Below are 23,170 nucleotides of genomic sequence, written 5' to 3' on the forward strand. Positions count from 1 at the left end.
AAGCGCCGGGCAGGACAGACGGCCCCCCAAACCAGCAGGATGTTGCGTCTGTTGTTGCCGAAAATCAACACATTTGTTGCCAAAATGAAACAGGGTAAATTTTCGCCGTCCGGCTGCGGGAAAGCGGGCGGCTTCGCCCCGGGCCGAGACCAGACCGGCTCCAGACCGGCTCAACGCGAATCGGGCCGACTCAGGCGGCGGATTTGCTGGCCGCGACCTCTTCTTCGAGGCCGGTCTCGCCTTCGAAAAAGCCGGCGAGCGCGTCCAGCACCCGCTCCGGCGAAGCGATCCGGCAAAGGGCGCTGCGGAAGGAGCGGCGCAAAGCCGGGTCGAGATCGAGGGGCAGATGGTCGACCGTCGCCGCCAGATGCTTGCGCGCCATCCGGACGCCCAGCGGCGCGCCGTAATGGGCGATGGTCTCTTCATAGTGAGCGAGCGCCGCATCGCGCTGCGCCTCCAGCGGCGGCGGCGCCATCGCCCCGCCCGTCTCCAGCGCTTTCGCAACGACGCCCGGCAGCCAGGGCCGGCCCGTCGCCGCGCGCCCGATCATGACGCCGTCGGCGCCGGACTGTTGCAGGGCTTCGCGCGCTGTCGTCTCGTCCGTGATGTCGCCATTGACGATGACCGGAACCGAGACCGCTTCCTTCACCGCGCGCACCGCGGACCAGTCCGCGACCCCCGTATAGAAATCGTTGCGGGTGCGGCCATGGACCGTGACCATCCGCACCCCGGCGCTTTCGGCGCGGCTTGCGAGCTCCGGCGCATTCAAGGAGTTCCAGTCCCAGCCCAAACGCATTTTAAGCGTCACCGGTTTCGCCGTCGCGCCGACCGTCGCCTCGATCAGCGTCAGGGCGTGATCGAGATCGCGCATCAGCGCCGAGCCTGAGAGCACGCCCGTCACCTGGCGCGAGGGGCAGCCCATATTGATGTCGATGATGTCCGCGCCCGCCGCTTCGGCGAGCCGCGCGCCCTCGGCCATCCAGCGCGCCTCGCGGCCCGCAAGCTGAACGACGAAAGGAAAGATCTCGCCGTCGCCTTCGGCACGGCGCACGACGTCCGGGCGGCCCCGCGCCAGCTCCTCGCAGGCGGTCATCTCCGACACCACGAGCCCGGCCCCGAACCGCGCCACCGCCCGCCGAAACGGCAGGTCCGAAACGCCCGACATGGGCGCCAGAGCGACGGCGTTTTTCAGCGTGATGTCGGCGATCGAAAACATTCTTCAGGGTTCATGTTGGCGGCGGCCGTGTTTAACCGCTAAAGCATGACGTTACAAATAACTTTGGGATTCCATGGTTAAGCTGAACACCATCGCTGTCATCGTCGCCGCCGGGCGCGGCGCCCGCGCCGGGGCGGGCGGGCCTAAGCAATATCGCCAGCTTAGCGGGCGCGCCGTCATCGCCCGCACGGCGGAGGCTTTTCTGGCCCATCCCGATATCGACGGCGTGCGGGTCATCATCCACCGCGACGACCGGGAGGAATATGACGCCGCCATGGGCCCGCTCTTAAAAGACAAGAAACTCATGGAGCCCGTCACCGGCGGCGCCGAGCGCCAGGATTCCGTGCGGCTCGGCCTGGAAAGCATCGTCGCAGAAGAGCCGATGCGCGTGCTCATTCACGACGCCGCCCGGCCTTTTATCGACGAAGCGACCATCACCCGCGTGATCAACGCCCTCGACACGGCGGACGGCGCCATCGCCGCCCTCCCCGTTCACGACACCATCAAGCGCGAAGACGCGGACGGCAAGATCGAGACGACGGTGCCGCGCGACGCGCTATGGAGGGCGCAAACGCCGCAGGGCTTTCACTTCGACAAGATCCTCGCCGCCCATCGCGCGGCGCAAGGCAAGGTGCTGACCGACGACGCCGCGGTCGCCGAAGAGGCGGGGCTTGTAGTGGCGCTCGTCCCCGGCTCGCCGGACAATATGAAACTGACCCAGGCTGAAGATTTCGGCATGGCCGAAACCCTGCTCGGCCGGAAAGACAATCAAATGGAATACCGCACCGGCCACGGCTATGACGTTCACGCCTTCGAGGACGGAAACGCCGTCATGCTCTGCGGCGTCGAAATTCCCCACGACAAGAAACTGAAAGGCCATTCCGACGCAGACGCGGGCATGCACGCCCTCACCGACGCCATATTAGGCGCCATCGGCGAAGGCGACATCGGCGATCATTTCCCGCCCTCCGACCCGCAATGGAAAGGCGCGCCGAGCCATGTGTTTCTGGAAAAGGCGCGAGACCTCGTCGCCCAATATCAGGGCAAGATCGTTCATTGCGACGTGACGCTGATCTGCGAGACGCCGAAGATCGGCCCGCACCGGGATCGCATGCGCGCTGCGCTCGCCCTCATCCTCGACATCGACGAGCCCCGCATCTCGGTGAAAGCGACGACCACGGAAAAACTCGGCTTTACGGGCCGCGGCGAAGGCCTCGCCGCCATGGCGACGGCGACGATCGCCCTGCCCGCAACGGAGTAAGCCATGAAAGAACTTGTCCGCACCAACAATCCGGCGCTCTTGAGCTTCGTTCAGAGCCTTCTGTCAGAAGCGGAGATCGAATTTCTGCTCGCCGACCAGCATGCCAGCATCATGGACGGCTCCATCGGCGCCCTGCCCCGGCGCATTCTCGTGCCCGACGACGATTTCGAAGACGCCAAACGCATCATGCGCGAGGCCGATATCGGCGACGAGATCAGCCGCACGCACAACAAAGACTAGTGAAATGCCGAAAGCTAGAATGCTCCTTTTGTGCGTATTGATAGTGCTTTTTGCCTCAGTAGAGATATTCCGGGACCAGCTAGACGCAACGGCCTTCCGATTCCTTTCGATTTTTTCCGTTTTGGTTCTTTTCGTTTTTCTCGGCTCGGTTGTCTTGCCGGTTCTGCGTTCCAAGACAGAAAGAACGAAGGCCCTCAAAGTCGGCAGGACAGTTATTCTTTACGGTTTGATGTTAAGCCTTCTTATAGGAGGCGTCTTAGCGCTAGGCTTCTATTCTTCCGGCGTTTTCAGCAGATAAGGCGAGACATGGCTTGCAGTCGCTTAAAGGACGAACATCTGTGACCCAAACCCATCGCATCTGGTCCCTCGCCGAGGCCATCATCGACAAGGCCGGCGCGGAAGGCATGATGGTCGCGACGGCGGAGTCCTGCACCGGCGGGCTCATCGCCGGGGCGCTCACCGACGTGCCGGGCTCCTCCGCGGTGGTCGAACGCGGTTTCGTCACCTATTCCAACGAAGCCAAAAACGAAATGCTCGGCGTGCCTATGGCGCTGATCGCACGGCACGGCGCCGTCAGCGCCGCCGTCGCGCGGGCGATGGCGAAAGGCGCACTCCTTCACTCCCGCGCCGATATCGCCGTCTCGGTCACTGGCATCGCCGGCCCCGACGGCGGCACAGCGCGAAAGCCCGTGGGGCTCGTCTGGTTCGGCCTTGCGGTCAAAGGCGCGCCGGCGCGCGTCGAACGCCGCGTCTTCGCCGAGGGCGGGCGCGATTTCGTGCGCACCAAGGCGACCGAAACCGCGCTGCATCTCATGCTGACGGCGCTCGGCGGCCAGGCGTAACCCCTTTTTACGCAATCCGTGCGCACCGCTCTCGTTATTTTTACCATGCGCCGATTTTCAAATACGCGCTTTGCATCATAGCGGGGCGCGCTCGCATCACCGCCCCCGCATTCTGGCTTTTGCGAAAGCAAACAAAAGATTACCGCCGAAAGCGTTAAACCAATTTATTCTGTCTACTGATTTTATTATCTATTGCGCGAAAATATAAATTCTAAAGCTGTAACATCAACGAGAAAAAACAGACATCAAACTGACGCATATTTGTGCTTGATCCCGCCCTGTTGCGCTGCGCAACGAAGTTGATTCCTGTTGAGGGGTATAAGGCAATGTCTGATCAAACGCGTTTACGCGTCAATTTCGCTCGTCCAAAATTCAGCGCCCGTTTTATGCGCACCTGTTGCACGGCTGCGCTCGCCGCCTGCATCAGCGCGCCGGTTTATGCGCAAAACGCAGACGATGAGGACGAGGCCGACGAAATCGTCGTTTACGGTCAGGCGCTTTCGATGCAGCGTTCCGTCGACGCCAAGCGCGCGGCGACCAACATCATGGACGCCACCGTGCAGGACGATATCGGACGCCTGCCCGATCTCAACACCGCTTCCGTCATCCGCCGCATTACCGGCGTTGCGGTCCAGAACGACCAGGCCGAAGCCCGCTTTCCCATTATCCGCGGCCTCAACCCGACCTATAACCGCACGACCATCGACGGCGGCATCGTCTCCTCGCCGGAACGCGGCGGGTCAGGCCGCGCCGTGCCGCTTGACGTCATTCCCGCCTCGCTTTTGTCGCGGCTTGAAGTCGTGAAATCGGCGACGCCGGAACTCAACGCCAACGCCATCGGCGGCGCCATCAACGTCGTCACGCGCAGCGCCTTCGATCAGGAAGATCCGTTCTTTTACGGCTCGGGCTTTATCGGTTTCCATGAACAATCCGGCGACGGCGGCACGCTGAGCGACGGCGACCGGGTCCAGCCCTGGCGCGCCAATTTCGCGACCGGCACGCGCTTCGGCCCGGACGATCAATTCGGCGTCGTCATCGGCTTCGACTATTCCGTGCGTAACTTTGAGATTCCGCAGATCGAAGTGGACGACGCCGACTACACCGAATTCGACGACGCCGGAAACAATGTCGGGCTCGGCAATGGCAACGGCATCATCGTGCCAACCAACAACCGCCTCTTCTTCTATAACAACACCCGCCAGCGCATTGGCGGCTCGGGCAAAGTCGAGTGGCGGCCCTCCGAACAGTTCGAACTGGCGCTTTCGGGCCTTTACACCCAGTTCAACGATGACGAGCGCCGTGACGAATTCACTTACGAGCTCGGCACGAGCGGCAGCGCGTCGGAGCCTGCGACGATCACCGGCCAGACGCCAACCTCCGGCGTCACCCAGACCGGCTATGGCATCGTCGGCATCGGCCGCTTCATCCTCGACCGTAAGATCTACAACGCTCAAGCCGACGCGATCTGGCGCCCAAGCGATATCGCCACTTTCGACACGCGCTTCACCTATTCCGGCGCGAAACTGCACAATCCGGAATCGACGGAAAGCTTCCGCACCGACACGACTTACGGCGCGCGCTATGACACAGTCGATTTCTTCAACCGTTTCTCGCCACTCGACCCGGAAGCGTTCTTCGATCCGTCCAACTACGCCCATAGCGGCCGCGGCGGTCTTGACCGTTTCGCTGATGACGAGATTTACGAAGCGGCGCTGAACGGCGAATTCGCCTTCGAAAGCTTCACCGTGAAAGCCGGCGGCGTCTATCGCGACCGCACCAAAGAAGAAGGGCTTACCTATGTAAGCTATTCTGCGGACGCGCCTTACACGCTCGCCCAGGTCCTTGATACAAAGCTCGGCGATGTCGATTATCAGGGCAATTACCACTTCCCGTTCCGCATCGACTCTGACGCGGCGAACGCCTATTTCGCTGAGAACGCGTTCAGCGCCGGCGCGCCTTACATCTCGGGCTCGACCGCTTCTGAAGAAGTCATCGCCGGCTACATTCAAGGCGATCTGGATTTCGGCGTCGGCTCCATCGTCGGCGGCCTGCGCGTCGAACACACCTCCTGGGACGGCGGCCCGGCGGATGCGGAGCAAGTTTCCGGCGAGTACACAAACTGGTTGCCAAGCGCCATCGCCCGCTTCGAACTCGCTGATGACGTCGTGTTCCGCATCGCCGCTTCGCGCACCATCGGCCGCCCGGACATCACCAGCCTGACCCGGGGCCTTTCCATCAATGTGACGGAAAACAGCGTCACGCGCTCCAACCCCGATCTCGAGCCGCGCAAATCCACCAACCTGGACGTCTCGCTCGAATGGTACATTCCCGACGGCATTTTCGCGGTCGGCGGCTTCTACAAGGACATCAAAGACGAAATCTTCAACCTGACCACCACCGGCGCCGGCATCGTCATCAACGGCGACACCTTCGACACGGTGAACCAGCCGGAAAACGCGGCGAATGCGGAAATCTGGGGCCTTGAGGCCCAGTATCAGCAGGTGCTGTCCTTCCTGCCCGCGCCCTGGAACGGCCTCGGCGTCGGCGCCAACGTCACCTGGCTCGACACTGACTTTGTCGTGCCGCTGGGCGACGGGACGAGCCGCACGACAACACTCTATCAGCAGCCGGACCTCACCTATAACCTGACCGCGTTCTATCAGAACGAATATTTCGAACTTCGCGGGTCTTACAACTTCACCGGCAAGTTCCTTGACTCGCTCAACGCCGGCGATCCGAACAAGGATGAATACTGGGAAGAACGCGGCCAGCTCGACCTGCAGGCCCGCGTGAATGTCAGCGAAAATCTTTCGCTGGTCGCCGAAGCGGTCAACGTCACCGATGAAGGCCGTACGGAGCTGACTGGGCCGAACAAGAAATTCCTGCAGGAAGACGCGCGTTTCGGCCGCACTTTCTGGCTCGGCGTCAACGCCTCCTTCTAGCCAAACCCGAAACGGGCGCTCTAAATATTGTAGAGCGCCCGCTTTTTCCCAAGGACCCGTCATGATCAAGACCGCCGCCGCTTTTCTTTCCGCTCTCGGCCTCTGCGCCGCCTCCCTCGCGCAAGCCGAAGAGCCCGATAATATCGAGGCGAAACGCGACGCGCGCCGAGCCGCCTGGGCCGCCATGGGCATCGAGGATTATGTTCCCCCCGAAGTGAAAACGGGAACGGCGGAGGAACTCGGCGCCTGGGACGCCCCGGACGCGACGCAAGGCGTCGCCGCCGACGGAAAATATTTCTACGCCGTCGCCAATTACGTCATCGGCAAATACGACCGCAAAACCGGCGCGCTCGTAAAACGCTGGATCGGCAAGCGCGGCGGCCTGATCGGCCATCTCAACAGCTGTTACGAAGAAGCGGGCCGGCTTTACTGCGCCAATTCAAACCATCCGCACCTGCCCATGGCGAGCTCCATCGAGATCTTCGATACGAAGACCATGACCCATGCGGACTCGAAGAGCCTCGGCGTCCTGGACGAGGGCTCCCTCGTCTGGTTCGACCATTACAAGGACGGCTGGATCGCCGGCTTTGCGCAATATGACGACGAAACAGGTCTTCCCTATAAAGACCACACCTATGCAACGGTCGTGACCTTCGACAAAGACTGGCGCAAGACCGGCGGCTACGCCCTGCCCGCCGGCATTTTAGAGAAAATGGCGCCGCAGGCCGCGTCGGGCGGCTCCATCGGACCGGACGGCAAGCTTTACGTCATGGGCCACGACCTCCCGGAAATGTATGTCCTCGATTTCCCTGAGATGGGGCCAACCCTGGTCCATGCGGCGACCATCGCGGTTCCCGCCGAAGGTCAGGCCTTTGACTTCGATCCGAAAGAGCCGGATCGCGTCTGGGCGATCAGCCGCCCGCGCGGCAAGGTCGTCTCCTTCCGCCTGCCGGATATGAAATAGCCGGGAAACAGTGCGGGGGTGTTAGCCGTATACCTCATCCGCCCGCTTCACGAACGCTTCCGACATGCGCGCGAAGGCCTTGTCGAAGACCGCCTGCGCCGTCGCCTGTAAAAGAAAGTTCTTGAACTCAAAAGAGATTTCGAAATCGATCACCGAGCCGCCTTCAGGCTTATCCGTGAAGCGCCAGCGGTTTTCGAGATTACGGAACGGCCCGTCGATGTAAAAAGCTTCAATATGCTTTTCGGCGCGGTTAAGCATCACTTTGCTGCGGAAACGTTCACGAAAGACCTTGTAAGCGACGACCATGTCGGCGGTGAGCGTTCCCGCCGCGTCGTCGCGCTCGATAATGCGCAAGGCGACGCACCAGGGCAGGAATTCCGGATAGCGCTCCACATCGGCGACCAGATCGAACATCTGGTCGGCTGTGTACGGAACGTCTGTCTGCGTATGCCGGGCGGTCACGAGGGGCGCTTCGCCTTTCGCGCATAGCCGTCATAAAGGTCGAGCATGCGTTCGGTCCATGCGGCGACAGGCTCGGGCGCCGTGTAAATGTCTTTAGCCGTGGAAAGCCGCGGCCACATGAAGGCGCCCATGACGAGATAATCGGAAAGATTGGGCGCGTCGCCGCCGAGATATGAAAAGCGCGACAACGGCGCCGACAACAGCTCGACCGCTTTTTCGAGTTTCTCCTTTTGGCCTTTGGCCGCGGCGAGATCCTCAAGCGTTTTGCCGAAACGCTCTTCGCGCGACTGCCGGAAATAGGGCTTGTCCTCTTTCTTGGCGAGGGCGTGGATCCGCGTCACCAGCATGGGCATCACCGCCGGAAAAAACGCCGCAAACAGCCAGGCCTTGTAAAACTCCGCCGCAGCCGCCTCGCCCGGCGTCGCGGTGAGCGGCTTCTCGGGATAGGTCTTGTCGAGCCAGGCGGCGATGGCCGCGCTGTCCTTCACCATCTCGTCGCCGTCCACCAGCACCGGCACCCGGCCATATTCGGGGTCGGGATAATCCTGCTTGTTGGAAAACCCCACGGGGACGGTCTCGAAATCGAGCCCTTTATGCAGGAGCGCGAATTTCGCGATCCAGCAAAACGGGCTCGGCCGGATATCCCGGTCGGCGAGCGCCAGATCGTATAATTTCAAGGACATAGGCCTGTTTCCGTCCGGTGAAGTCGGCGGTGTCATAGCCCCGCCCCGCCCCGGCGGGCAAGCGCCCCGGCGGATGGCGGCGCCGATACTTTAGGACACAACCTTTCCTCGAAAAGACTCGACAAGCCACAATTATAGATTGTAATAAGAAGATGTTGTTTATTTGTTCTTTACTATGCGTGGAGGGGAATAATGTTTTCAACTATTAAAAAAAGCTGTCAGGATATTGCTTTTTTTCATATCGAAAAGCCTGCGCCGCCGCCGAAAAAGTCGCATCCCCTCGCGATGGCGGCGGCGGGCGTCATCGTCGCCGTGATCTTGATCGGGGCCGGATATTGCGCCGGCTGGCGCGCCGGCTATTTCGCCGCGCCCTGCTGCATCGGCGGGTACGACTTCGATTTCGATCTGGACCTTTGAGCGCCGCTTCACCGCGCCATTCATGAGGCCGTGCGCAAACGGCCGCAAATACGGGGGGTATCCATCCATGCAGAAAATCATCCTTGCGCTCACCGCGTCCGCTCTCGCCGCCGCCTGCACCCACCAAGTCGCCGTTGACGACATCACGGTGACGAACAGGACAATCGTTCCTTCGGCGGAATTCGATCAGCGGGTTCAGGTCGCCGAAGAAACGTGCGAAGCGCAATATGAAGGCGACAAACAGAATTATCTCGCCGCCGTCGAAACGCGCATCGCCGCCAAGGGCGAGCCGGACGCCACGAAAGCGCCGCTCGATGCGTTTCGCGCTGAAATCAACGCCGCCTATAATAATGTCGTGCAGCGCTGCAAGACGCACATGCATTGCCTGGAAGTCCAGCGCTACGACGAAGGCAAGTGCTATATGGCCGCGAGCGACCGCAAGGACGCCGAGCGGCGCTTTTCAGATCTCGCCGAAACCCTGCGCCGGATCGAAAACCGGAAGAAAAAGTCCCGCCACGGCAAAAAACGGCCGCCGGTGACGATCAACAACAATATCGAGCAGGATACGACGCAGACGCAAACACAGTCGAACGAGTCGAAAACCGGCGACAAAAAAGTGGATCAGGACATTCTGATGCTCTGCGGCAATGCGCGCGGCCTGCTCGACCGGCGCTGCCGAAAGCCCTGCCGGCAGTGTTAGAGCGCGATCGGGAAAAGCAAAACCGGCTTTCCGGTTCGCTTCCGCTCTAGCGCGTTTTCGCGGCGCGCGCGGCCTGCAGTTTCGCAAAGTCCTCGCCCGCATGATGCGAAGACCGGGTCAGCGGCGAGGACGAGACCATCAAAAAGCCCTTGGCGCGCGCCGTGATTTCATAGGACTTGAATTCGTCCGGGGTCACGAAGCGGTCGATGGGCGCGTGCTTCCTCGTCGGCTGGAGGTACTGGCCGATGGTGATGAAATCGACGCCGGCCGAACGCATGTCGTCCATCACCTGCATCACTTCTTCGCGGCTTTCGCCGAGCCCGACCATAATGCCGGACTTCGTAAACATCTGCGGATCGCGCTCCTTCACTTTTTCAAGCAGGCGCATGGAATGATAATAGCGCGCGCCGGGGCGGATCGAGAGATAAAGGCGCGGCACGGTTTCGAGATTGTGGTTGAAGACGTCAGGCTTAGAATCGATGACGATTTCCGCGGCGCCCGTTTTACGCAAAAAGTCCGGCGTCAGAATTTCAATCGTCGTGCCCGGCGCCGCGGCGCGGATCGCACGCACCACCTTGGCGAAATGCTCGGCGCCGCCATCCTCGAGATCGTCGCGGTCGACCGAGGTGATGACCACATGATTGAGCCCCATCTCCGCCACCGCCTTGGCGACGTTTTCCGGCTCGTCCACATTAAGCGCCGCCGGCAGGCCGGTCTTGATGTTGCAAAAGGCGCAGGCCCGCGTGCAGGTGTCGCCCATGATCATCATGGTCGCGTGTTTTTTATCCCAACACTCGCCGATATTCGGACAGGCCGCTTCCTCGCACACGGTGTGGAGGTTTTTCGAATGAACGATCTTGCGGGTTTCGGCGTAGCCTTTGGAAACCGGCGCCTTGACGCGAATCCATTCGGGCTTGCGCAGGACGGGGCTGTCCGCGCGCTTCTGCTTTTCAGGGTGGCGCGGCTTGTCGCTTAAACTGTCTATAAGGGTGGCCATAACGCCCATGTAGCAGCGGCGCCCCGATATTGTAAGGGGGCGCCGCTCTCTATCCGTGAACCGCCAAAGGCATGAAAGCTCAAGGGGTTAGAACATAAGGCGGTTCACGTCGTCGATCACTTCGTCGAACGGGCGGTGGATGATCGCGCCGTCCATGGGCTCGCCCAGCGAGACGTTAATGGCTTCCCAGGCTTCGATGGAGGGGATCATCGGCGCCTTTTCGACGCGGGCGAGCCGGGCGCCTTCGGTGGAGAATTTCACCACTTCGCGCGAGACCGGCAGGCGCAGCCAGCGCCAGACCCGGCGGCGGATTTCGCCGCTCTGATAAAGCGCCCAGCGCGGGTCGGACCCGTCCTTGGAGATGTCGAAGAACAGCGTTTTTAAATCGCCCGCATCGGCGAGCGCCAGAACGCCGTTCGCATGTTCGAAAAATTGCGGCGCGCGGCCATTGCTGAGAAAAGACGATTCTCCGAAGCCGCATCTCAAGTCGGCGATCGCCTTGCGTTTGGTCATCACGCAGTCCTGGAACTTCGCGACGATATTCGGCCATTCCTGACGGCCGATGACGTAAATGCCGAAAGCGACCATTAAAATGATCGAAAGGCCAAGCTGGAGCACCATCATCGGCCCGCCGGCGTAATAAGCAAAAGCGAGCGTCAAAGGCAAAAGCAGCGCAAATGTCGCCGCCAGCGGCCGCTTGAACCCGATCAGGTCCTCGCGGGCGTAATCATTGACATTGTCCGAATAGTCCGCGGCATGTTTCAGGCGCGCGACAACCGGGGCCGGAATTTCAACACGCGCAGTCGTGAGCATGGCATCCTCTTTTCCAAAACCGTTTCGAGGAAAGCCTGGCGCAGAAGATTTGCCGCCGGCTTAAAGGCTTAACGGCAAATTGAATAACTTTCTCGTAAGGTGCGCGCAGCAAGGCTTATGAGGCTTAACGCCGCCCCATTGTCGCCACAATCTGGCGCCGTTTCGCCTTAATATTTCGCCTCATAACGGGACGGCCGTGCGCCTGATGACTTTGCGGATCGCGAAGTTCGTGATGACCCGGTCGACGCCCGGCAGGCGTGTCAGGATTTGCGTGTGAATGCGTTCGTAATCGGCGCCGTCGCGACAAAGGATGCGCAACAGATAATCGGAAAGCCCGGCCATCAGATAACATTCCATGATTTCCCGGCGCCGCGCGGCGGCCTCTTCAAAGGCGGCGAGCGTCGCCTGTTGCTGGTTTTTAAGGGTCGCCTGCACGAAGACGGAGGTTTCGAGCCCCGCCGCGCGCTCGTCGACCAGCACCACCTCCTGGGTGATGACCCCGGTCCGCCACATCTCCTTCACCCGCTTGTGGCAGGCCGAGGGCGACAGGCCCACCTTTTCGCCGAGTTCAGTGAACGGCGTCTGGGCGTCTTCCTGGAGAACATTCAGGATGGCCGTGTCAAAGCGGTCCATATTCAGAATCCCGTTTCTTAAATTAGCTTATTTTCAAAATAACATTCTCTATAATTGCTAAAATACCGGAAAATATCAAGAAAATCCTTTGAAATCCGAATATGATGCGCCCGAACAAGCCGCAGGAGGGTCTCATGCTCGTTGGCGTTCCCAAGGAAATCAAAAATCACGAATACCGCGTCGGCCTCGTGCCCGGCAGCGTGCGCGAATATGTGCAAAACGGCCATGAAGTGCTGGTGGAAACCGGCGCCGGGGCCGGCATCAAGGCGAGCGACGAGGATTACGTCGCCGCGGGCGCGAAAATCGCGCCGGACGCCAAAACGGTTTTCGAAAAAGCCGACATGATCGTGAAGGTGAAAGAGCCCCAGCCGACAGAATGGGCGCAACTTCGCGAAGGACAAATTCTGTACACCTATCTTCACCTGGCGCCCGATCCGGATCAGGCGCGCGGGCTGATGCAGTCGGGCGTCACCGCCGTCGCTTACGAAACCGTGACGGATGCTTATGGCGGGCTTCCCCTGCTTGCGCCCATGAGCGAAGTCGCTGGCCGGCTTTCGATCCAGGCCGCGGCTTACGCACTGACGGCGCATCAGGGCGGGCGCGGCCTCTTGATGGGCGGCGTGCCGGGCGTGTTGCCGGCGAAAGTCCTCGTCATCGGCGGCGGCGTCGTCGGCACCCATGCGGCGCGCATGGCTGTAGGCCTCGGCGCCGACGTCACCATTCTAGACCGTTCCAACCGCCGCCTCGCCGAACTCGACGAAGCCTTCGAAGGCCGCGCGAAAACCCGCTACTCCACCTTTGAAGCGCTGGACGAGGAAACCGACGTCGCGGATGTCGTCGTCGGCGCGGTGCTCATTCCCGGCGCCTCGGCGCCGAAACTCGTCACGCGCGAGATGCTGAAAGGCATGAAGGAAGGCGCCGTGCTCGTCGACGTCGCCATCGACCAGGGCGGGTGTTTCGAAACCTCCCATGCGACGACCCATGCGGATCCGACTTATGTGGTGGACGGGGTCATTCATTATTGCGTCGCCAACATGCCGGGCGCGGTGCCCCTCACCTCCTCGCACGCGCTCAACAATGCGACTCTCGCCTTCGGCCTCGCCCTCGCCAACAAGGGCCTCGCCGCGCTGAAGGAGAACCCGCATCTCCGGGACGGCCTCAACATTCATAAAGGCCATGTCACCTACAAGGCGGTGGCCGACGCCCTCGGCGTCGATTACGTCCCGGCCGAAGACGCGCTGAAGGCCTGAGCGTTCAACAGTTCCTCCCCGAAAAGCCCCGTTTGGCGTGCGCGTCAGGCGGGGCTTTTTCTTGCGCAAGTCTTGGGCGATCCTCGAAAACAAGGCCAAGCCTCTCGGAAATATTACCTTATAGTAAGGTTTGCGGCCTTCCCTGGCCGCTTTATTCCCTTGCCGGAAACGGGGCGTCAGGGGCATAGTCGCGCGCGGAGAGAGGGCTATTTATGCGCAAATCCTTATTGACGAGCATCGCCGCCATCAGCGCCTCGGCAATGTCCATGGGCGCGGCGCATGCGGCGCCCGAACCGCTCCCTGCGGAGCTCGATTCCGCCGCCCTGCTGGCGGAGGAAGGGCCGGCGCCTGAGGAAGAGGCCCGCTCGGCGCTCAGCGCGATCCTCGCCCGCTTCATTACGGTCGAGACAAAAGCCGAAGTCACCAGGACGGCCGCGGCCGAACACCCCAAAGGCGGCTGCCCGAAAGAAGCCGAAAAGCTCAGCGAAGCGGACGGCGCAAGCGAAGACAAAGACAAGAAGAAGCAGCTTGTCGGTCCCGAGCCGATCTACTTCGCGTTTTAATCGACGCGCCTCCCCTCTATTTTCATCGTTTACGAGCGCTGTCCTCGTGATCGAAGATGGTCACTCGTGCGTAATTTAGCTTTGTGTTTTCGTGTCCGGACACGAATTCTGTTGCGTCCCGGATCGAAACTGCTTCAGTGATCAATCCGGCGCGGCTTATCTCTGCTGCGCCCGATTTCGCGAGAGGCTGTTGATGAACCGCCAGCGCCCGCCAAAGAAAACCGAGACAATCGAAATCCGTTTGTCGCCCGACGCCAAGCAAGCTTTCATGGCGTCTTGTGAAAAACGCAAACGCTCGGCAAGCGCCGTCATCCGTGGTTTCATCGACCTCTATATCGCAGAAACCAATCGGGCTCCTCAAAGCATCCCAATCAAGGAGTTCGACATGCTGAGACTGATCAACAAAAACAAGCTGAGACTTTCGGCGCTGGCAGGCTGCATCGCCGCCGGCTTCGCCCTAGCCACGACCTCCGCAGCCGCCGATCCGAGAGTAGAGGCGGTGTTTCAATGGCTCGACGCCGATCATGACGAGGCGATTTCAAAGCAGGAGTTTCTCTCGCCTGAAAAAACCGGGGAAGCAAGCTTCAACGGGCTCATGATCATGCTCACAACCAAAGGCGCAATTCCCGCAAACGAAACGCGGGAGCGCCTGTTCGCCCGCATGGATCAAACGAAAGACGGCATGTTGAGCCTTGAGGAACTGAGCTCAATTGTCACCGTCGAAACGGTTCTAAACGAACCCGTCCTTCAGGCGGACCAGGACGGAGACGGCAAAGTCGCTGAAGGCGAACTCGCCGCCTATATCACGGCGCGAAGAGCCATGGCCGGCGACCGAAGCCCGGCGGCGGGCGCGGCCTTGATGGCCCATGGCGTCATCGCCGCCCATGACGCGGACAAGGACGGCGCGGTCGGCCCCGAAGATTTTGCGGGATAACGCCAAAGGAGCCGCCCGCCTTCGCGCCATTGCAGCCCTTTTTCAGGCTTACGGCCGCTCGGTTTTCTTGCCCGGCCGCCTGCCGGCGAGGAGCTTCAGATCGTTGCCGTAGCGTCCGCGCATGAGACGCAGAATGACGATGACGATCCCAGAAAGCGCGAAGACAAGTCCCGCCGCGGAAGCCGTCATGATCAGCGGATTGTTGAAGTCCTTGCGGTCTTCATAATCCATGATGTGCAGCATCCAGAAAAAATCATAGAGCCGCCAGATATCGTTGCGGCGCGCGCGCACCTCGCCCGTATCCGGCGATATGTAAAGCCTTGTGTGGCGCTTGTCGTCGAAGTCGATCCGCCAGACCGGCGTCTCGCCCCGATATTCCTGCGGCGGAAAGGAAACCAGCGCGGCGCGGTCGATTTCGCCTTCGCCCACATAATCGCGCCGCGCGACACGGCGCGCGTCCTTTTCCGAAAGCGGCGTCAGCCTGTCCCCGCTCGAGGCGTCGAAAATCGCCGTCGCCGCTTCGCCGGGCCCGCGCGTCACATAGACCGGACGGCCCAGAAACCGCGTCAGCTCCACCGAGGTTGCGCCGTCGACTTGCGCAATGACGCCGCCGGGCGAGGCGTAGGTTTCCGCCGCAAGCGGGCGAAGCGGCGCGGTGTAGGCGCTCGTTTCGCCGCGCACGAGCTCGATGGGAAACCAGCTCATGACGACGCCGGACGCCATCCAGAGCAAAACCTGGACGCCGAACACCAGCCCGGCCCATAGATGAATGCGCTGAATCCAGGTCTTCAATTTCATTCGCCGCCGCCGCCCGCCGCCGCCGCGATGTCCGACGCGGAAAGCGGCGTCGTCAAAAGCGTTTCGAACGCCGCCCAGCGGTCGCCGCCATTTTCGCGCGCCTTCGCCTCCACATAGGCGGCGACGAGGTCGCGGCCGAGATTGTAATTCAGGACATAACCGCGATAGGTCTCGATAAAGCGCACGCGCTGTTCGGCGCGCTCGCGAGAATCCAGCTTGTATTTCCGGATGAGATCGACCGCCTCGCCGCGGGAGATGCGCCCGTCTAGATATTCGCGCGCCACGTAATTGTCCGCATGCTTCAATTTCCGGCGCAGATCGTTGAGCTTTTCAAGCGTCGCGGCCTTTTCAGGATCGAGCCCGGCGATGGGGAACAGGACGTCGCGCTCAAAGGCGATTTTCTCAGCGCCCGGAAAGGCGAGCTCGATGCCGTAATTGCCGGAGCCTTCCGCCGTCACGGACATGGGCGAAAACAGGGGGTAGACGGAATATTCAATCCAGCCCTTTCCTTTGAGAAAGTCGCGCTCCAGAAAGACATTCCAAGTGTGATGGCCCGGATAGCCTTCATGGCAGCCAAGATCGACGGCGCGGTCGATGATGATCGGAAAATCCGTATTGACCTGGATGAGGCTTTCATAATCGCCTTGATACCAGTTGTAGCCGCTCCACGGCTTGTCGGTGACGAACTCCATGCGGAAGCGTTCGCCCTCGGGCAGGTCGTAATGGGCAAGCGTGCGCTTGCGGCACTCGGCGATGGCGGCCTCGAAGACGGGCCGCAACTTGCCTTCGGGAATGGCGAGAGACTGGCGAAAGGCGTCGACGCGCTCGCTCGTCGGCCCCTCGCCCGGCAGCAGCGCGTCGATCTCTTCGAGCGCCGCATCGAAGTCGGCGAGATCGTATTGCGGCGCGACCGCGTCGTAAAGAAGCCGCGTTTCTTCATCGAAGGCGAAGGTCTCGCCCCCGGCCATTTGGATGCGGGTCAGCGCCGCGCGAATATTCTTTTCCAGCATGGCGCCGCGCACGGAGGCGTCGTCGCCATTGGCGCGCCTGACGGAGATCAAGAGCCCCTTGGCGTCCTGCTCCAGTTGATCGAGGGAGCGCGGCTCGGCTTTCGCGGCCTCGGCCCAGTCTTCGGGTCCATGATAGGCGTCCACGAAAGCCGGATCGTGCTGGCCAACCGCGAGGGCGAGCTTGACGAATTCCTCGCCGATGGCGTTGAGGCTCGCCGCCGCTTCCTGCGCGGCTTCGTATCTTGGCTCCGCGGCAAGCGACGCGGCGCCGTCAGGCGCTTGCCGCTCGGGGCCCTCGCCGCCGCAAGCCGCAAGCGCGGCCCCCGCCGCAAAGATGGCGGCCAGGATGGCGGCGCGCCGCATCATCGGGTTTTAAGCGGCCGTGCCGGAGAAAGTGGAGTTGCCGAAAGAGCCGAGCTGCACGTCGCCGGAAATCGTATCGCCTTCGGCCTTGCCCTTGAAGGAGAGCGTAATCGGCATCGGGCTCGTCACCTTGGCGTCCCAAGTGGCGGTGTCGCCTTCGACCTTGCCGTTTTCAATGGGCGTCGCGCCGGCGGCGCCGACCATCTCGCCGGTGAGCGCGTCGCCTTCCTGTTTCAGGGTGAGGGTGGCGTTCTGGTCGCCCATGGGGGTCTTGATCGTGATGTTCCACTTGCCGTCAATCGCCATGATCTTCTCCTCTAACACCCCGGAATATGGGGTTTTGGCTTCGCGCCGACCTTAGCGATTGCACTCGCCCGTGCAAGACCGGAATGCAGGGGCGGAGAGACGATTCAACGCGCCGAAACGAAGGGATCAAGCGGCGGAGCGAGTTTGACTCTCCTCTTGGGGGAGACCCTAGTCTCTCGCCCATGAACACTCTGATCCAGATCGGCGATTTCGCACGGCTCGGCGGCGTCACCGTCAAGGCCCTGCGCTTTTACGACGAACAGGGGCTCTTGCGCCCGGCCTATGTCGATCCACAGACGGGCTATCGTTACTATTCGGTGAATCAGGCGGCGCAGCTGGCGCGAATCACGAATCTACGCCTCGTTGATTTTTCCATTGCAGAAATCACGCAGATCCTGGCGCAGGAAGCGCCCGACGATCTTGCATGCTCGCTTGAAACGAAAAAACAGGCGCTTCACGAGGCGGCGGCGGCGCTCGAACGCAAAACACGTCTTATCGACATTCTCATGCAGGCGGCGCAGCGCGCTGAAAATACGCCGGCGCCGTCCTTCAAACTCGCCCCGACAGAAGACCTGCTCGTTTACGCCTATGAAAAGCAAGTCGCCCATCTCGGCGCGCCGGTCACGGAGATGTTTGAAAATGCGGAAATAATGGTCGCGCCTTTTCGCGCGCCAGTCTCGCCGCTTCTGATCTTTCGCTCGGCCCCGACGCAAAAGCGAAATTTAAACGTCGAAGTCTGCATCCCGGTCACCGATGAAGCGAGAACCCTGGAAGGCGTCAAAACCCTCCCGGGGGCCGCCCTCGCCTGTTCGCTCGTTTATGAAGGCGGGTATGACCAGACTGAACCTCTTTACGACGAAATGACTGCATGGATCGAACAATCTGACCTGACACCCGCAGGACCATTTCGCGAAATCTTTCACCGCTTCGGCGCAGACCAGGACGGGTATTCATTGCCTGCGCGCATGACGGCCAGCCCGCGGGAAGCATATCTCACCGAACTTCAAATTCCGATTACGATAAAAAACTGACGAAAGGGAGACCGATCCGAATGACATCTGGCGACCATAAACATTCTCTTCTTCTGAAATTCGCCGCCGCCGCGCTGGCCCTCTCGCCAATCGCTCCCGCTTCAGCGGCCGAAGGCGACATGGTTGGCGGTCTTGCACGCAAAACCGACCGGCCCCTCGAAAACATGGACGGCTTTTCTTCCGACTATGGCGTTGCTGAAACCAGCGACGGCGCAAGGCTTCGCACGATCATTACGCGGCCTGACGGCGCCGGGGGACGGCTGCATCCCCTCCTTTTCACGCAATGGGTCTCTTGCGGCTCTCTCGAGTTTCGCAATGGCGACAATATTCTCGCGTCGCTCGCTAAAAATTCCGGTCTGGCTTTGGCGCGCGTCGAACGCGCTTCGGACGGCGACAGCGTCGGTCCCGCCTGCGACGACCTCGATTACGACACCGAAGTCGCCCATTACATTGAAGCGTTTTCACAGGTGCTGGAAGACGACCGTTTTGATCCGAGCAAGGTGTATCTATACGGCTCAAGCCTTGGTTCAACGACAGCGCCGCTTGTTGCAAAGGCCTTACAGGACCAAGGTTACAATATCGCTGGCGTGGCGGTTCAGGGCGGCGGCGCGGAAACATATTACGAACGCATGCTGACCTTTGACCGCCACTATCTCGAGCGCCGGCCGGCCGACGTCGCGCCTGAAGACATTCACGACGAGATGATCGCCCGCGCGCGCTTTCATTATGAATATCTCATCAAGGACCGGCATCCGGATATGATCGCCAAAGACAGCGCCCGGATGGCGGCGGTGCGCGCTGATATTCTCGGCCTTGGCGAAACGGACCATTACGGCCGGCCTTTCGCCTGGCACCAGCAGGCGGCCAAACGCAATTTTCTCGCCGCCTGGGCGGCGCTCGACGCGCCCGTGCTCGTAATCTTCAACGAATATGACCAGTTCGAAGCGCGTTACGGCCATCAGCTCATCACCGACATGGTTAATCGCCTGCGTCCCGGCACAGGAACCTTGGTTGAGCAAAAAGGCGTCGGGCACAGCAATTACCGTTATGACGACATCGTCTCGGCTTATCCGCGCGAAGGCGGCGAACCGGTCTGGGCGCAAACGGCGGATGTCATTCTTAACTGGCTCGAAGACGTCCAGAAATAACCGGCCCTGACGAACCATCAGAGACAGAACGCCAAAGGCCGTGCTAGACGTTTCCTTTTGGAGAAAGAGGCGCGCAATGACGGAACCGCAAAAGCTCGACCTGCATTCGATCGACGATGTCGTCACGGGACTGTATGCAGCGATCTCCGGCGAGCCGTATGAGCGGGACTGGGAGACGATCATGGCGCTGTTTGCGCCGGACGCCCGCATGGTGCGCACCCGCCTCGGCGAAGACGGCAAGCCGGTCGCGTTCTCCTTTTCCCTTGACGAGTACAAAAAGAACGCCAGCGAGATGCTGAAAGACGCGCCTTTCTATGAATATGAGATCGCGCGCAGGACCGAGCGCTTCGGCAATATCGCCACGGTCTTCTCCGCTTACGAAGCGAAGGCGGCCCCGAAAGCGCCGGACCTTTTAAAGCGCGGCATGAACATGATCCATCTTTATGACGACGGCGAACGCTGGTGGATCATGCACATGATCTGGGACGACGAGCGCGAAGGGCTCGCCCTGCCGTCGGATCTTTTCAAAGCTGCGTGAAGACGAAGCGCGGCGCTCAGCGCTTTTTGTGCTCGCGCCGCCAGCCCTCCATGGCCTGGCTGATGGCGAAGGTCTCGCGATATTTCGGCGAGTCCGACGGGCGCGGCGGCCGGTCCCGGGTCAGCTCCATGATCTCGGCGAGCTTGTTGTGCGCCGCACCGGACTGGCCCGCGCCGATATAGGCGTGAAGCTCGATCAGCGCATCGGAGAGCGGATCGTCCGCGCGGATGACGAAATAAGGCTCGTCCTCGGCGAGGTCGTCATAACAGTCGAATTGCGACGGGTTCGATTTCGATCCGACATTCGGCGCGGTCATGGGAATCCCTTTTTTACTGGTTTACTGGCCCTCTTTTCAGGTGATTCGACATTAACCGCCCCAGAGTTTGTTTTGCCCTCTCATTCATAGACTCTCCCGATGCGAAGCATCAACACAATCAATTGTACACGGAGCGCGGACACCGGTATCTTTGAGGGAGCATAGACCGAGTGGCACGCATAAGCCTCGCGCTCAGGATTGAAAAAGGGAGATTATAATGAATTATAGTTCCAAATCAGTATTGCTTGCGACCGCGGCTGTGATGACGCTCGCATTCGCATCTGCTTGTTCGAATCAGAACGCCTCCAGCGACGCCGCAGAAAAGCCCGCCCCGGAAACGCAGGATGCCGCAATGCAGCAAGAGGCGTCCGTTGAATCTGCGTCCGGCATGGCGGCAAGCGAAGCCAAGCCGAACCAGTTCTGGTGGCCGGAATCTCTCGACCTCGGCCCGCTTCGGCGGAACGACGCCAGCTCCAATCCTATTGGCGCGGACTTCGATTACGCGGCTGAGTTCGAAAAACTCGATCTCGCCGAGGTGAAAAAAGACATTGAAGCGGTGATGACGGAGTCGCAGGACTGGTGGCCGGCGGATTACGGCCATTACGGTCCCTTCTTTATCCGCATGGCGTGGCACGCCGCCGGCACCTATCGCATGTATGACGGCCGCGGCGGCGCAGGCGGCGCCCAGCAGCGTTTCGAGCCGCTGAACAGCTGGCCTGACAATGTCAGCCTCGACAAGGCGCGCCGGCTGCTCTGGCCGGTGAAGCAGAAATATGGCCGCGCCCTTTCCTGGGGCGACCTCATGGTCCTCACCGGAAACGTCGCGATGGAATCGATGGGCTTTAAAACCTTCGGCTTCGCCGGCGGCCGCGAGGACGACTGGGAAGCGGAACTGGTCAATTGGGGCCCGGAGGCCGAGATGCTTGGCGGCGACAAACGCTTCCATAGCGAGCGAGAACTTGCGCAGCCCCTGGCCGCGACCCAGATGGGCCTCATCTACGTCAACCCGGAAGGACCGAACGGCAATCCCGATCCGCTCGCCGCGGCCCATGACATTCGCCAGGCTTTCCGCGGTATGGCGATGACCGATGAGGAAACGATCGCGCTGATCGCGGGCGGCCACACTTTCGGCAAGGCCCACGGCGCGCACAAACCGGCCGAATGCCTTGAAGCCGAACCCGCCGCTGCGGGAATCGAAGAGCAGGGCCTTGGGTGGAAGAACAATTGCGGCAAAGGCAATGCGGAAGACACAATCACCAGCGGCCTGGAAGGCTCCTGGACGATGAACCCCACCGAATGGACGCATCAGTATTTCGGCAATCTCTTTAACTTCGAATGGAAGCAGACCCGCAGCCCGGCGGGCGCCGTCCAGTGGATTCCGACGGATGAGGCTGCGGCGCAATTGGCGCCGGACGCCCATGATCCGGAGAAACGCCATGCGCCGATCATGTTCACGACGGACCTTGCGCTGAAAATGGATCCGGAATTCCGGAAAGTCTCGGAACGCTTCTACGAAAATCCGGAAGAGTTCGAACTCGCCTTCGCCAAGGCGTGGTTCAAGCTGACCCATCGCGACATGGGCCCCCGCGCGCGCTATCTCGGCTCCGAGATCCCCGATGAAGAACTGATCTGGCAGGACCCCATCCCCGCCGTCGATCATCCGCTGGTCAATGCACAGGATATTGCGGCGCTGAAAGCCGACATCCTCGCCTCGGGCCTCACCGTGCCTGAACTCGTCCGCACCGCCTGGGCCTCCGCCTCGACCTTCCGCGGCACCGACATGCGCGGCGGCGCGAACGGCGCGCGCATCCGTCTTGCGCCGCAAAAGGACTGGGCGGTCAACGACCCCGATGAACTCGCAAAAGTCCTCGGAACCCTGGAGACAATCCAGACGGACTTTAACGAGGCGCAAACGGGCGGCAAGAAAGTCTCGCTCGCCGACGTCATCGTTCTCGGCGGCGCCGCCGCGATCGAGAAAGCGGCGGAGGATGCAGGCCATGACGTGACCGTCCCCTTCACGCCGGGACGCATGGACGCTTCGCAAGACCAGACCGACGCAGCCGCATTCGCCGTGCTCGAACCGACGGCTGACGGCTTCCGCAACTATCTCGGAAGCGGCCACGACCAGTCGCCAGCGGAATTGCTGGTCGACCGGGCGAGCCTCCTCGACCTTACCGTGCCTGAAATGACGGTGCTGGTCGGCGGCATGCGCGCGCTCGACGCGAACGCCGGCGGATCCGATCACGGCGTCTTCACCGACAGCCCGGGAACGCTCAACAACGACTTCTTCGTGAACCTCCTCGACATGTCGACGAAATGGGCGCCGTCGGACGAGGAATATGTCTTCGAAGGCCGGGACCGCCAGACCGGCGATCTTAAATGGACGGCGACGGAAAACGACCTCGTCTTCGGCTCCAATGCGGAACTGCGCGCAGTGGTCGAGGTCTACGCCTTCGAGGGGGCGGAAGAAAAATTCGTCAACGACTTCGTCGACGCCTGGACCAAGGTCATGACGGCGGATCGCTTCGATCTGAAAAAGTCGTAGGCGGCAACGACACGAAAAAATAACACGCCCGGGGCTGCAAAGCTCCGGGCTTTTTATTACCGCCTTTCCGGCTGCCCCGCGTCGGTATCGGCGTGCAGTTCAATCAGCGCGCTCGACAACGGATCATCCGCGCGGATGACAAATAAGGTCGTCCCCGGCGAGATCGTCATGGCGGTCGAATTTTGACGGATTGGCTTT

General features: G+C 61.0%; 24 protein-coding genes. 14 read left to right on the forward strand and 10 right to left on the reverse strand.

The window, feature by feature from the left end; translation table 11 throughout:
* Window positions 1-190 precede the first annotated feature (190 nt).
* Complete coding sequence (gene dusB / locus CW354_RS21995; RefSeq protein WP_104832250.1) at window positions 191-1,216, reverse strand: tRNA dihydrouridine synthase DusB; 1,026 nt, start codon at window positions 1,214-1,216, stop codon at window positions 191-193.
* Window positions 1,217-1,289: 73 nt separating this feature from the next.
* Between dusB and CW354_RS22000 the strand changes: the two genes are divergently transcribed.
* The 5 genes from CW354_RS22000 (at window position 1,290) to CW354_RS22025 (ending at window position 7,465) form a co-directional block, all read left to right on the forward strand.
* On the forward strand, window positions 1,290-2,477 hold the full coding sequence (locus tag CW354_RS22000) for a bifunctional 2-C-methyl-D-erythritol 4-phosphate cytidylyltransferase/2-C-methyl-D-erythritol 2,4-cyclodiphosphate synthase (RefSeq protein ID WP_104832251.1): 1,188 nt from the start codon (window positions 1,290-1,292) through the stop codon (window positions 2,475-2,477).
* Window positions 2,478-2,480: 3 nt separating this feature from the next.
* Entirely contained in the window at window positions 2,481-2,717 is a 237-nt protein-coding gene (locus tag CW354_RS22005; RefSeq protein ID WP_104832252.1) for a putative signal transducing protein, read from the forward strand.
* A gap of 338 nt (window positions 2,718-3,055) precedes the next feature.
* On the forward strand, window positions 3,056-3,559 hold the full coding sequence (locus tag CW354_RS22015; RefSeq protein ID WP_243396509.1) for a CinA family protein: 504 nt from the start codon (window positions 3,056-3,058) through the stop codon (window positions 3,557-3,559).
* Between the two features lie 386 nt (window positions 3,560-3,945).
* Window positions 3,946-6,501, forward strand: coding sequence for a TonB-dependent receptor (locus CW354_RS22020; protein ID WP_165793898.1), 2,556 nt, complete (start codon window positions 3,946-3,948; stop codon window positions 6,499-6,501).
* A 61-nt stretch (window positions 6,502-6,562) separates the two neighbouring features.
* Complete coding sequence (locus tag CW354_RS22025) at window positions 6,563-7,465, forward strand: hypothetical protein (protein WP_104832255.1); 903 nt, start codon at window positions 6,563-6,565, stop codon at window positions 7,463-7,465.
* A 21-nt stretch (window positions 7,466-7,486) separates the two neighbouring features.
* Here the strand turns inward: CW354_RS22025 and CW354_RS22030 are convergent, their stop codons facing one another.
* Window positions 7,487-7,927 carry a type II toxin-antitoxin system RatA family toxin gene (locus CW354_RS22030; protein WP_207764952.1) on the reverse strand — a complete coding sequence of 147 codons (441 nt, stop codon included), beginning with the start codon at window positions 7,925-7,927 and terminating at the stop codon, window positions 7,487-7,489.
* Window positions 7,924-8,610, reverse strand: a complete 687-nt coding sequence (locus CW354_RS22035; RefSeq protein ID WP_165793899.1) for a glutathione S-transferase N-terminal domain-containing protein — start codon at window positions 8,608-8,610, stop codon at window positions 7,924-7,926. Before CW354_RS22035 ends, CW354_RS22030 begins: the two co-directional genes overlap by 4 nt.
* Window positions 8,611-8,802: 192 nt before the next feature.
* Here CW354_RS22035 and CW354_RS22040 point away from each other — a divergent pair, with 192 nt between their 5' ends.
* Both CW354_RS22040 and CW354_RS22045 read left to right on the forward strand, forming a co-directional pair.
* Complete coding sequence (locus tag CW354_RS22040; protein ID WP_104832258.1) at window positions 8,803-9,027, forward strand: hypothetical protein; 225 nt, start codon at window positions 8,803-8,805, stop codon at window positions 9,025-9,027.
* Window positions 9,028-9,094: 67 nt separating this feature from the next.
* Window positions 9,095-9,727 (forward strand): hypothetical protein, encoded by a 633-nt coding sequence (locus CW354_RS22045; protein WP_104832259.1) that lies wholly within the window; start codon window positions 9,095-9,097, stop codon window positions 9,725-9,727.
* Window positions 9,728-9,773: 46 nt separating this feature from the next.
* On the opposite strand, the gene lipA is transcribed toward CW354_RS22045, so the two are convergent.
* From lipA to CW354_RS22060, 3 genes are all read right to left on the reverse strand, one after another.
* Complete coding sequence (gene lipA, locus CW354_RS22050) at window positions 9,774-10,724, reverse strand: lipoyl synthase (protein ID WP_104832413.1); 951 nt, start codon at window positions 10,722-10,724, stop codon at window positions 9,774-9,776.
* Between the two features lie 87 nt (window positions 10,725-10,811).
* Complete coding sequence (locus CW354_RS22055; protein WP_104832260.1) at window positions 10,812-11,537, reverse strand: hypothetical protein; 726 nt, start codon at window positions 11,535-11,537, stop codon at window positions 10,812-10,814.
* Window positions 11,538-11,717: 180 nt separating this feature from the next.
* Complete coding sequence (locus tag CW354_RS22060; RefSeq protein ID WP_104832261.1) at window positions 11,718-12,170, reverse strand: Lrp/AsnC family transcriptional regulator; 453 nt, start codon at window positions 12,168-12,170, stop codon at window positions 11,718-11,720.
* A 134-nt stretch (window positions 12,171-12,304) separates the two neighbouring features.
* Between CW354_RS22060 and ald the strand changes: the two genes are divergently transcribed.
* From ald to CW354_RS22075, 3 genes are all read left to right on the forward strand, one after another.
* Window positions 12,305-13,420: an alanine dehydrogenase gene (ald, locus tag CW354_RS22065; RefSeq protein ID WP_104832414.1), complete on the forward strand. Its 1,116-nt coding sequence runs from the start codon at window positions 12,305-12,307 to the stop codon at window positions 13,418-13,420.
* A gap of 212 nt (window positions 13,421-13,632) precedes the next feature.
* A complete protein-coding gene (locus CW354_RS22070; RefSeq protein WP_104832262.1) occupies window positions 13,633-13,983 on the forward strand; it encodes a hypothetical protein in 351 nt (116 codons plus the stop codon).
* Window positions 13,984-14,176: 193 nt separating this feature from the next.
* Complete coding sequence (locus CW354_RS22075) at window positions 14,177-14,917, forward strand: EF-hand domain-containing protein (RefSeq protein WP_104832263.1); 741 nt, start codon at window positions 14,177-14,179, stop codon at window positions 14,915-14,917.
* Window positions 14,918-14,965: 48 nt separating this feature from the next.
* On the opposite strand, the gene CW354_RS22080 is transcribed toward CW354_RS22075, so the two are convergent.
* The 3 genes from CW354_RS22080 to CW354_RS22090 are packed head-to-tail and all read right to left on the reverse strand — an operon-like array spanning window position 14,966 to window position 17,394.
* Window positions 14,966-15,715 carry a PepSY domain-containing protein gene (locus CW354_RS22080; RefSeq protein ID WP_104832264.1) on the reverse strand — a complete coding sequence of 250 codons (750 nt, stop codon included), beginning with the start codon at window positions 15,713-15,715 and terminating at the stop codon, window positions 14,966-14,968.
* A complete protein-coding gene (locus tag CW354_RS22085; RefSeq protein ID WP_104832265.1) occupies window positions 15,712-17,091 on the reverse strand; it encodes a hypothetical protein in 1,380 nt (459 codons plus the stop codon). Before CW354_RS22085 ends, CW354_RS22080 begins: the two co-directional genes overlap by 4 nt.
* Window positions 17,092-17,097: 6 nt before the next feature.
* Entirely contained in the window at window positions 17,098-17,394 is a 297-nt protein-coding gene (locus CW354_RS22090; RefSeq protein WP_104832266.1) for a hypothetical protein, read from the reverse strand.
* Window positions 17,395-17,576: 182 nt separating this feature from the next.
* Between CW354_RS22090 and CW354_RS22095 the strand changes: the two genes are divergently transcribed.
* From CW354_RS22095 to CW354_RS22105, 3 genes are all read left to right on the forward strand, one after another.
* A complete protein-coding gene (locus tag CW354_RS22095; RefSeq protein ID WP_165793900.1) occupies window positions 17,577-18,425 on the forward strand; it encodes a MerR family transcriptional regulator in 849 nt (282 codons plus the stop codon).
* A 20-nt stretch (window positions 18,426-18,445) separates the two neighbouring features.
* Entirely contained in the window at window positions 18,446-19,573 is a 1,128-nt protein-coding gene (locus tag CW354_RS22100) for an alpha/beta fold hydrolase (RefSeq protein ID WP_104832268.1), read from the forward strand.
* 76 nt (window positions 19,574-19,649) lie between these two features.
* Window positions 19,650-20,111 carry a Cif family virulence factor gene (locus CW354_RS22105; protein ID WP_104832269.1) on the forward strand — a complete coding sequence of 154 codons (462 nt, stop codon included), beginning with the start codon at window positions 19,650-19,652 and terminating at the stop codon, window positions 20,109-20,111.
* 16 nt (window positions 20,112-20,127) lie between these two features.
* Here the strand turns inward: CW354_RS22105 and CW354_RS22110 are convergent, their stop codons facing one another.
* A complete protein-coding gene (locus CW354_RS22110) occupies window positions 20,128-20,427 on the reverse strand; it encodes an aspartate decarboxylase (protein ID WP_104832270.1) in 300 nt (99 codons plus the stop codon).
* Window positions 20,428-20,779: 352 nt separating this feature from the next.
* Here CW354_RS22110 and katG point away from each other — a divergent pair, with 352 nt between their 5' ends.
* Window positions 20,780-22,972: a catalase/peroxidase HPI gene (gene katG / locus CW354_RS22115; RefSeq protein ID WP_207764970.1), complete on the forward strand. Its 2,193-nt coding sequence runs from the start codon at window positions 20,780-20,782 to the stop codon at window positions 22,970-22,972.
* Window positions 22,973-23,170: the final 198 nt, after the last annotated feature.

It is taken from the genome of Hyphococcus luteus, from assembly GCF_002943565.1.
In the GTDB taxonomy this organism is placed as follows: domain Bacteria; phylum Pseudomonadota; class Alphaproteobacteria; order Caulobacterales; family Parvularculaceae; genus Hyphococcus; species Hyphococcus luteus.

Bases quoted from the DNA above. Each gene is read 5' to 3' on its own strand.
- CW354_RS22020 (WP_165793898.1), top strand. From the start codon at position 3,946: ATGCGCACCTGTTGCACGGCTGCGCTCGCCGCCTGCATCAGCGCGCCG.
- CW354_RS22075 (WP_104832263.1), top strand. From the start codon at position 14,177: ATGAACCGCCAGCGCCCGCCAAAGAAAACCGAGACAATCGAAATCCGT.
- CW354_RS22005 (WP_104832252.1), top strand. From the start codon at position 2,481: ATGAAAGAACTTGTCCGCACCAACAATCCGGCGCTCTTGAGCTTCGTT.
- CW354_RS22040 (WP_104832258.1), top strand. From the start codon at position 8,803: ATGTTTTCAACTATTAAAAAAAGCTGTCAGGATATTGCTTTTTTTCAT.
- CW354_RS22000 (WP_104832251.1), top strand. From the start codon at position 1,290: ATGGTTAAGCTGAACACCATCGCTGTCATCGTCGCCGCCGGGCGCGGC.
- lipA (WP_104832413.1), bottom strand. From the start codon at position 10,724: ATGGCCACCCTTATAGACAGTTTAAGCGACAAGCCGCGCCACCCTGAA.
- CW354_RS22105 (WP_104832269.1), top strand. From the start codon at position 19,650: ATGACGGAACCGCAAAAGCTCGACCTGCATTCGATCGACGATGTCGTC.
- CW354_RS22055 (WP_104832260.1), bottom strand. From the start codon at position 11,537: ATGCTCACGACTGCGCGTGTTGAAATTCCGGCCCCGGTTGTCGCGCGC.
- CW354_RS22085 (WP_104832265.1), bottom strand. From the start codon at position 17,091: ATGATGCGGCGCGCCGCCATCCTGGCCGCCATCTTTGCGGCGGGGGCC.
- CW354_RS22110 (WP_104832270.1), bottom strand. From the start codon at position 20,427: ATGACCGCGCCGAATGTCGGATCGAAATCGAACCCGTCGCAATTCGAC.
- CW354_RS22025 (WP_104832255.1), top strand. From the start codon at position 6,563: ATGATCAAGACCGCCGCCGCTTTTCTTTCCGCTCTCGGCCTCTGCGCC.
- CW354_RS22035 (WP_165793899.1), bottom strand. From the start codon at position 8,610: ATGTCCTTGAAATTATACGATCTGGCGCTCGCCGACCGGGATATCCGG.
- katG (WP_207764970.1), top strand. From the start codon at position 20,780: ATGCAGCAAGAGGCGTCCGTTGAATCTGCGTCCGGCATGGCGGCAAGC.
- CW354_RS22080 (WP_104832264.1), bottom strand. From the start codon at position 15,715: ATGAAATTGAAGACCTGGATTCAGCGCATTCATCTATGGGCCGGGCTG.
- ald (WP_104832414.1), top strand. From the start codon at position 12,305: ATGCTCGTTGGCGTTCCCAAGGAAATCAAAAATCACGAATACCGCGTC.
- CW354_RS22090 (WP_104832266.1), bottom strand. From the start codon at position 17,394: ATGGCGATTGACGGCAAGTGGAACATCACGATCAAGACCCCCATGGGC.
- CW354_RS22095 (WP_165793900.1), top strand. From the start codon at position 17,577: ATGAACACTCTGATCCAGATCGGCGATTTCGCACGGCTCGGCGGCGTC.
- CW354_RS22070 (WP_104832262.1), top strand. From the start codon at position 13,633: ATGCGCAAATCCTTATTGACGAGCATCGCCGCCATCAGCGCCTCGGCA.
- dusB (WP_104832250.1), bottom strand. From the start codon at position 1,216: ATGTTTTCGATCGCCGACATCACGCTGAAAAACGCCGTCGCTCTGGCG.
- CW354_RS22045 (WP_104832259.1), top strand. From the start codon at position 9,095: ATGCAGAAAATCATCCTTGCGCTCACCGCGTCCGCTCTCGCCGCCGCC.
- CW354_RS22060 (WP_104832261.1), bottom strand. From the start codon at position 12,170: ATGGACCGCTTTGACACGGCCATCCTGAATGTTCTCCAGGAAGACGCC.
- CW354_RS22100 (WP_104832268.1), top strand. From the start codon at position 18,446: ATGACATCTGGCGACCATAAACATTCTCTTCTTCTGAAATTCGCCGCC.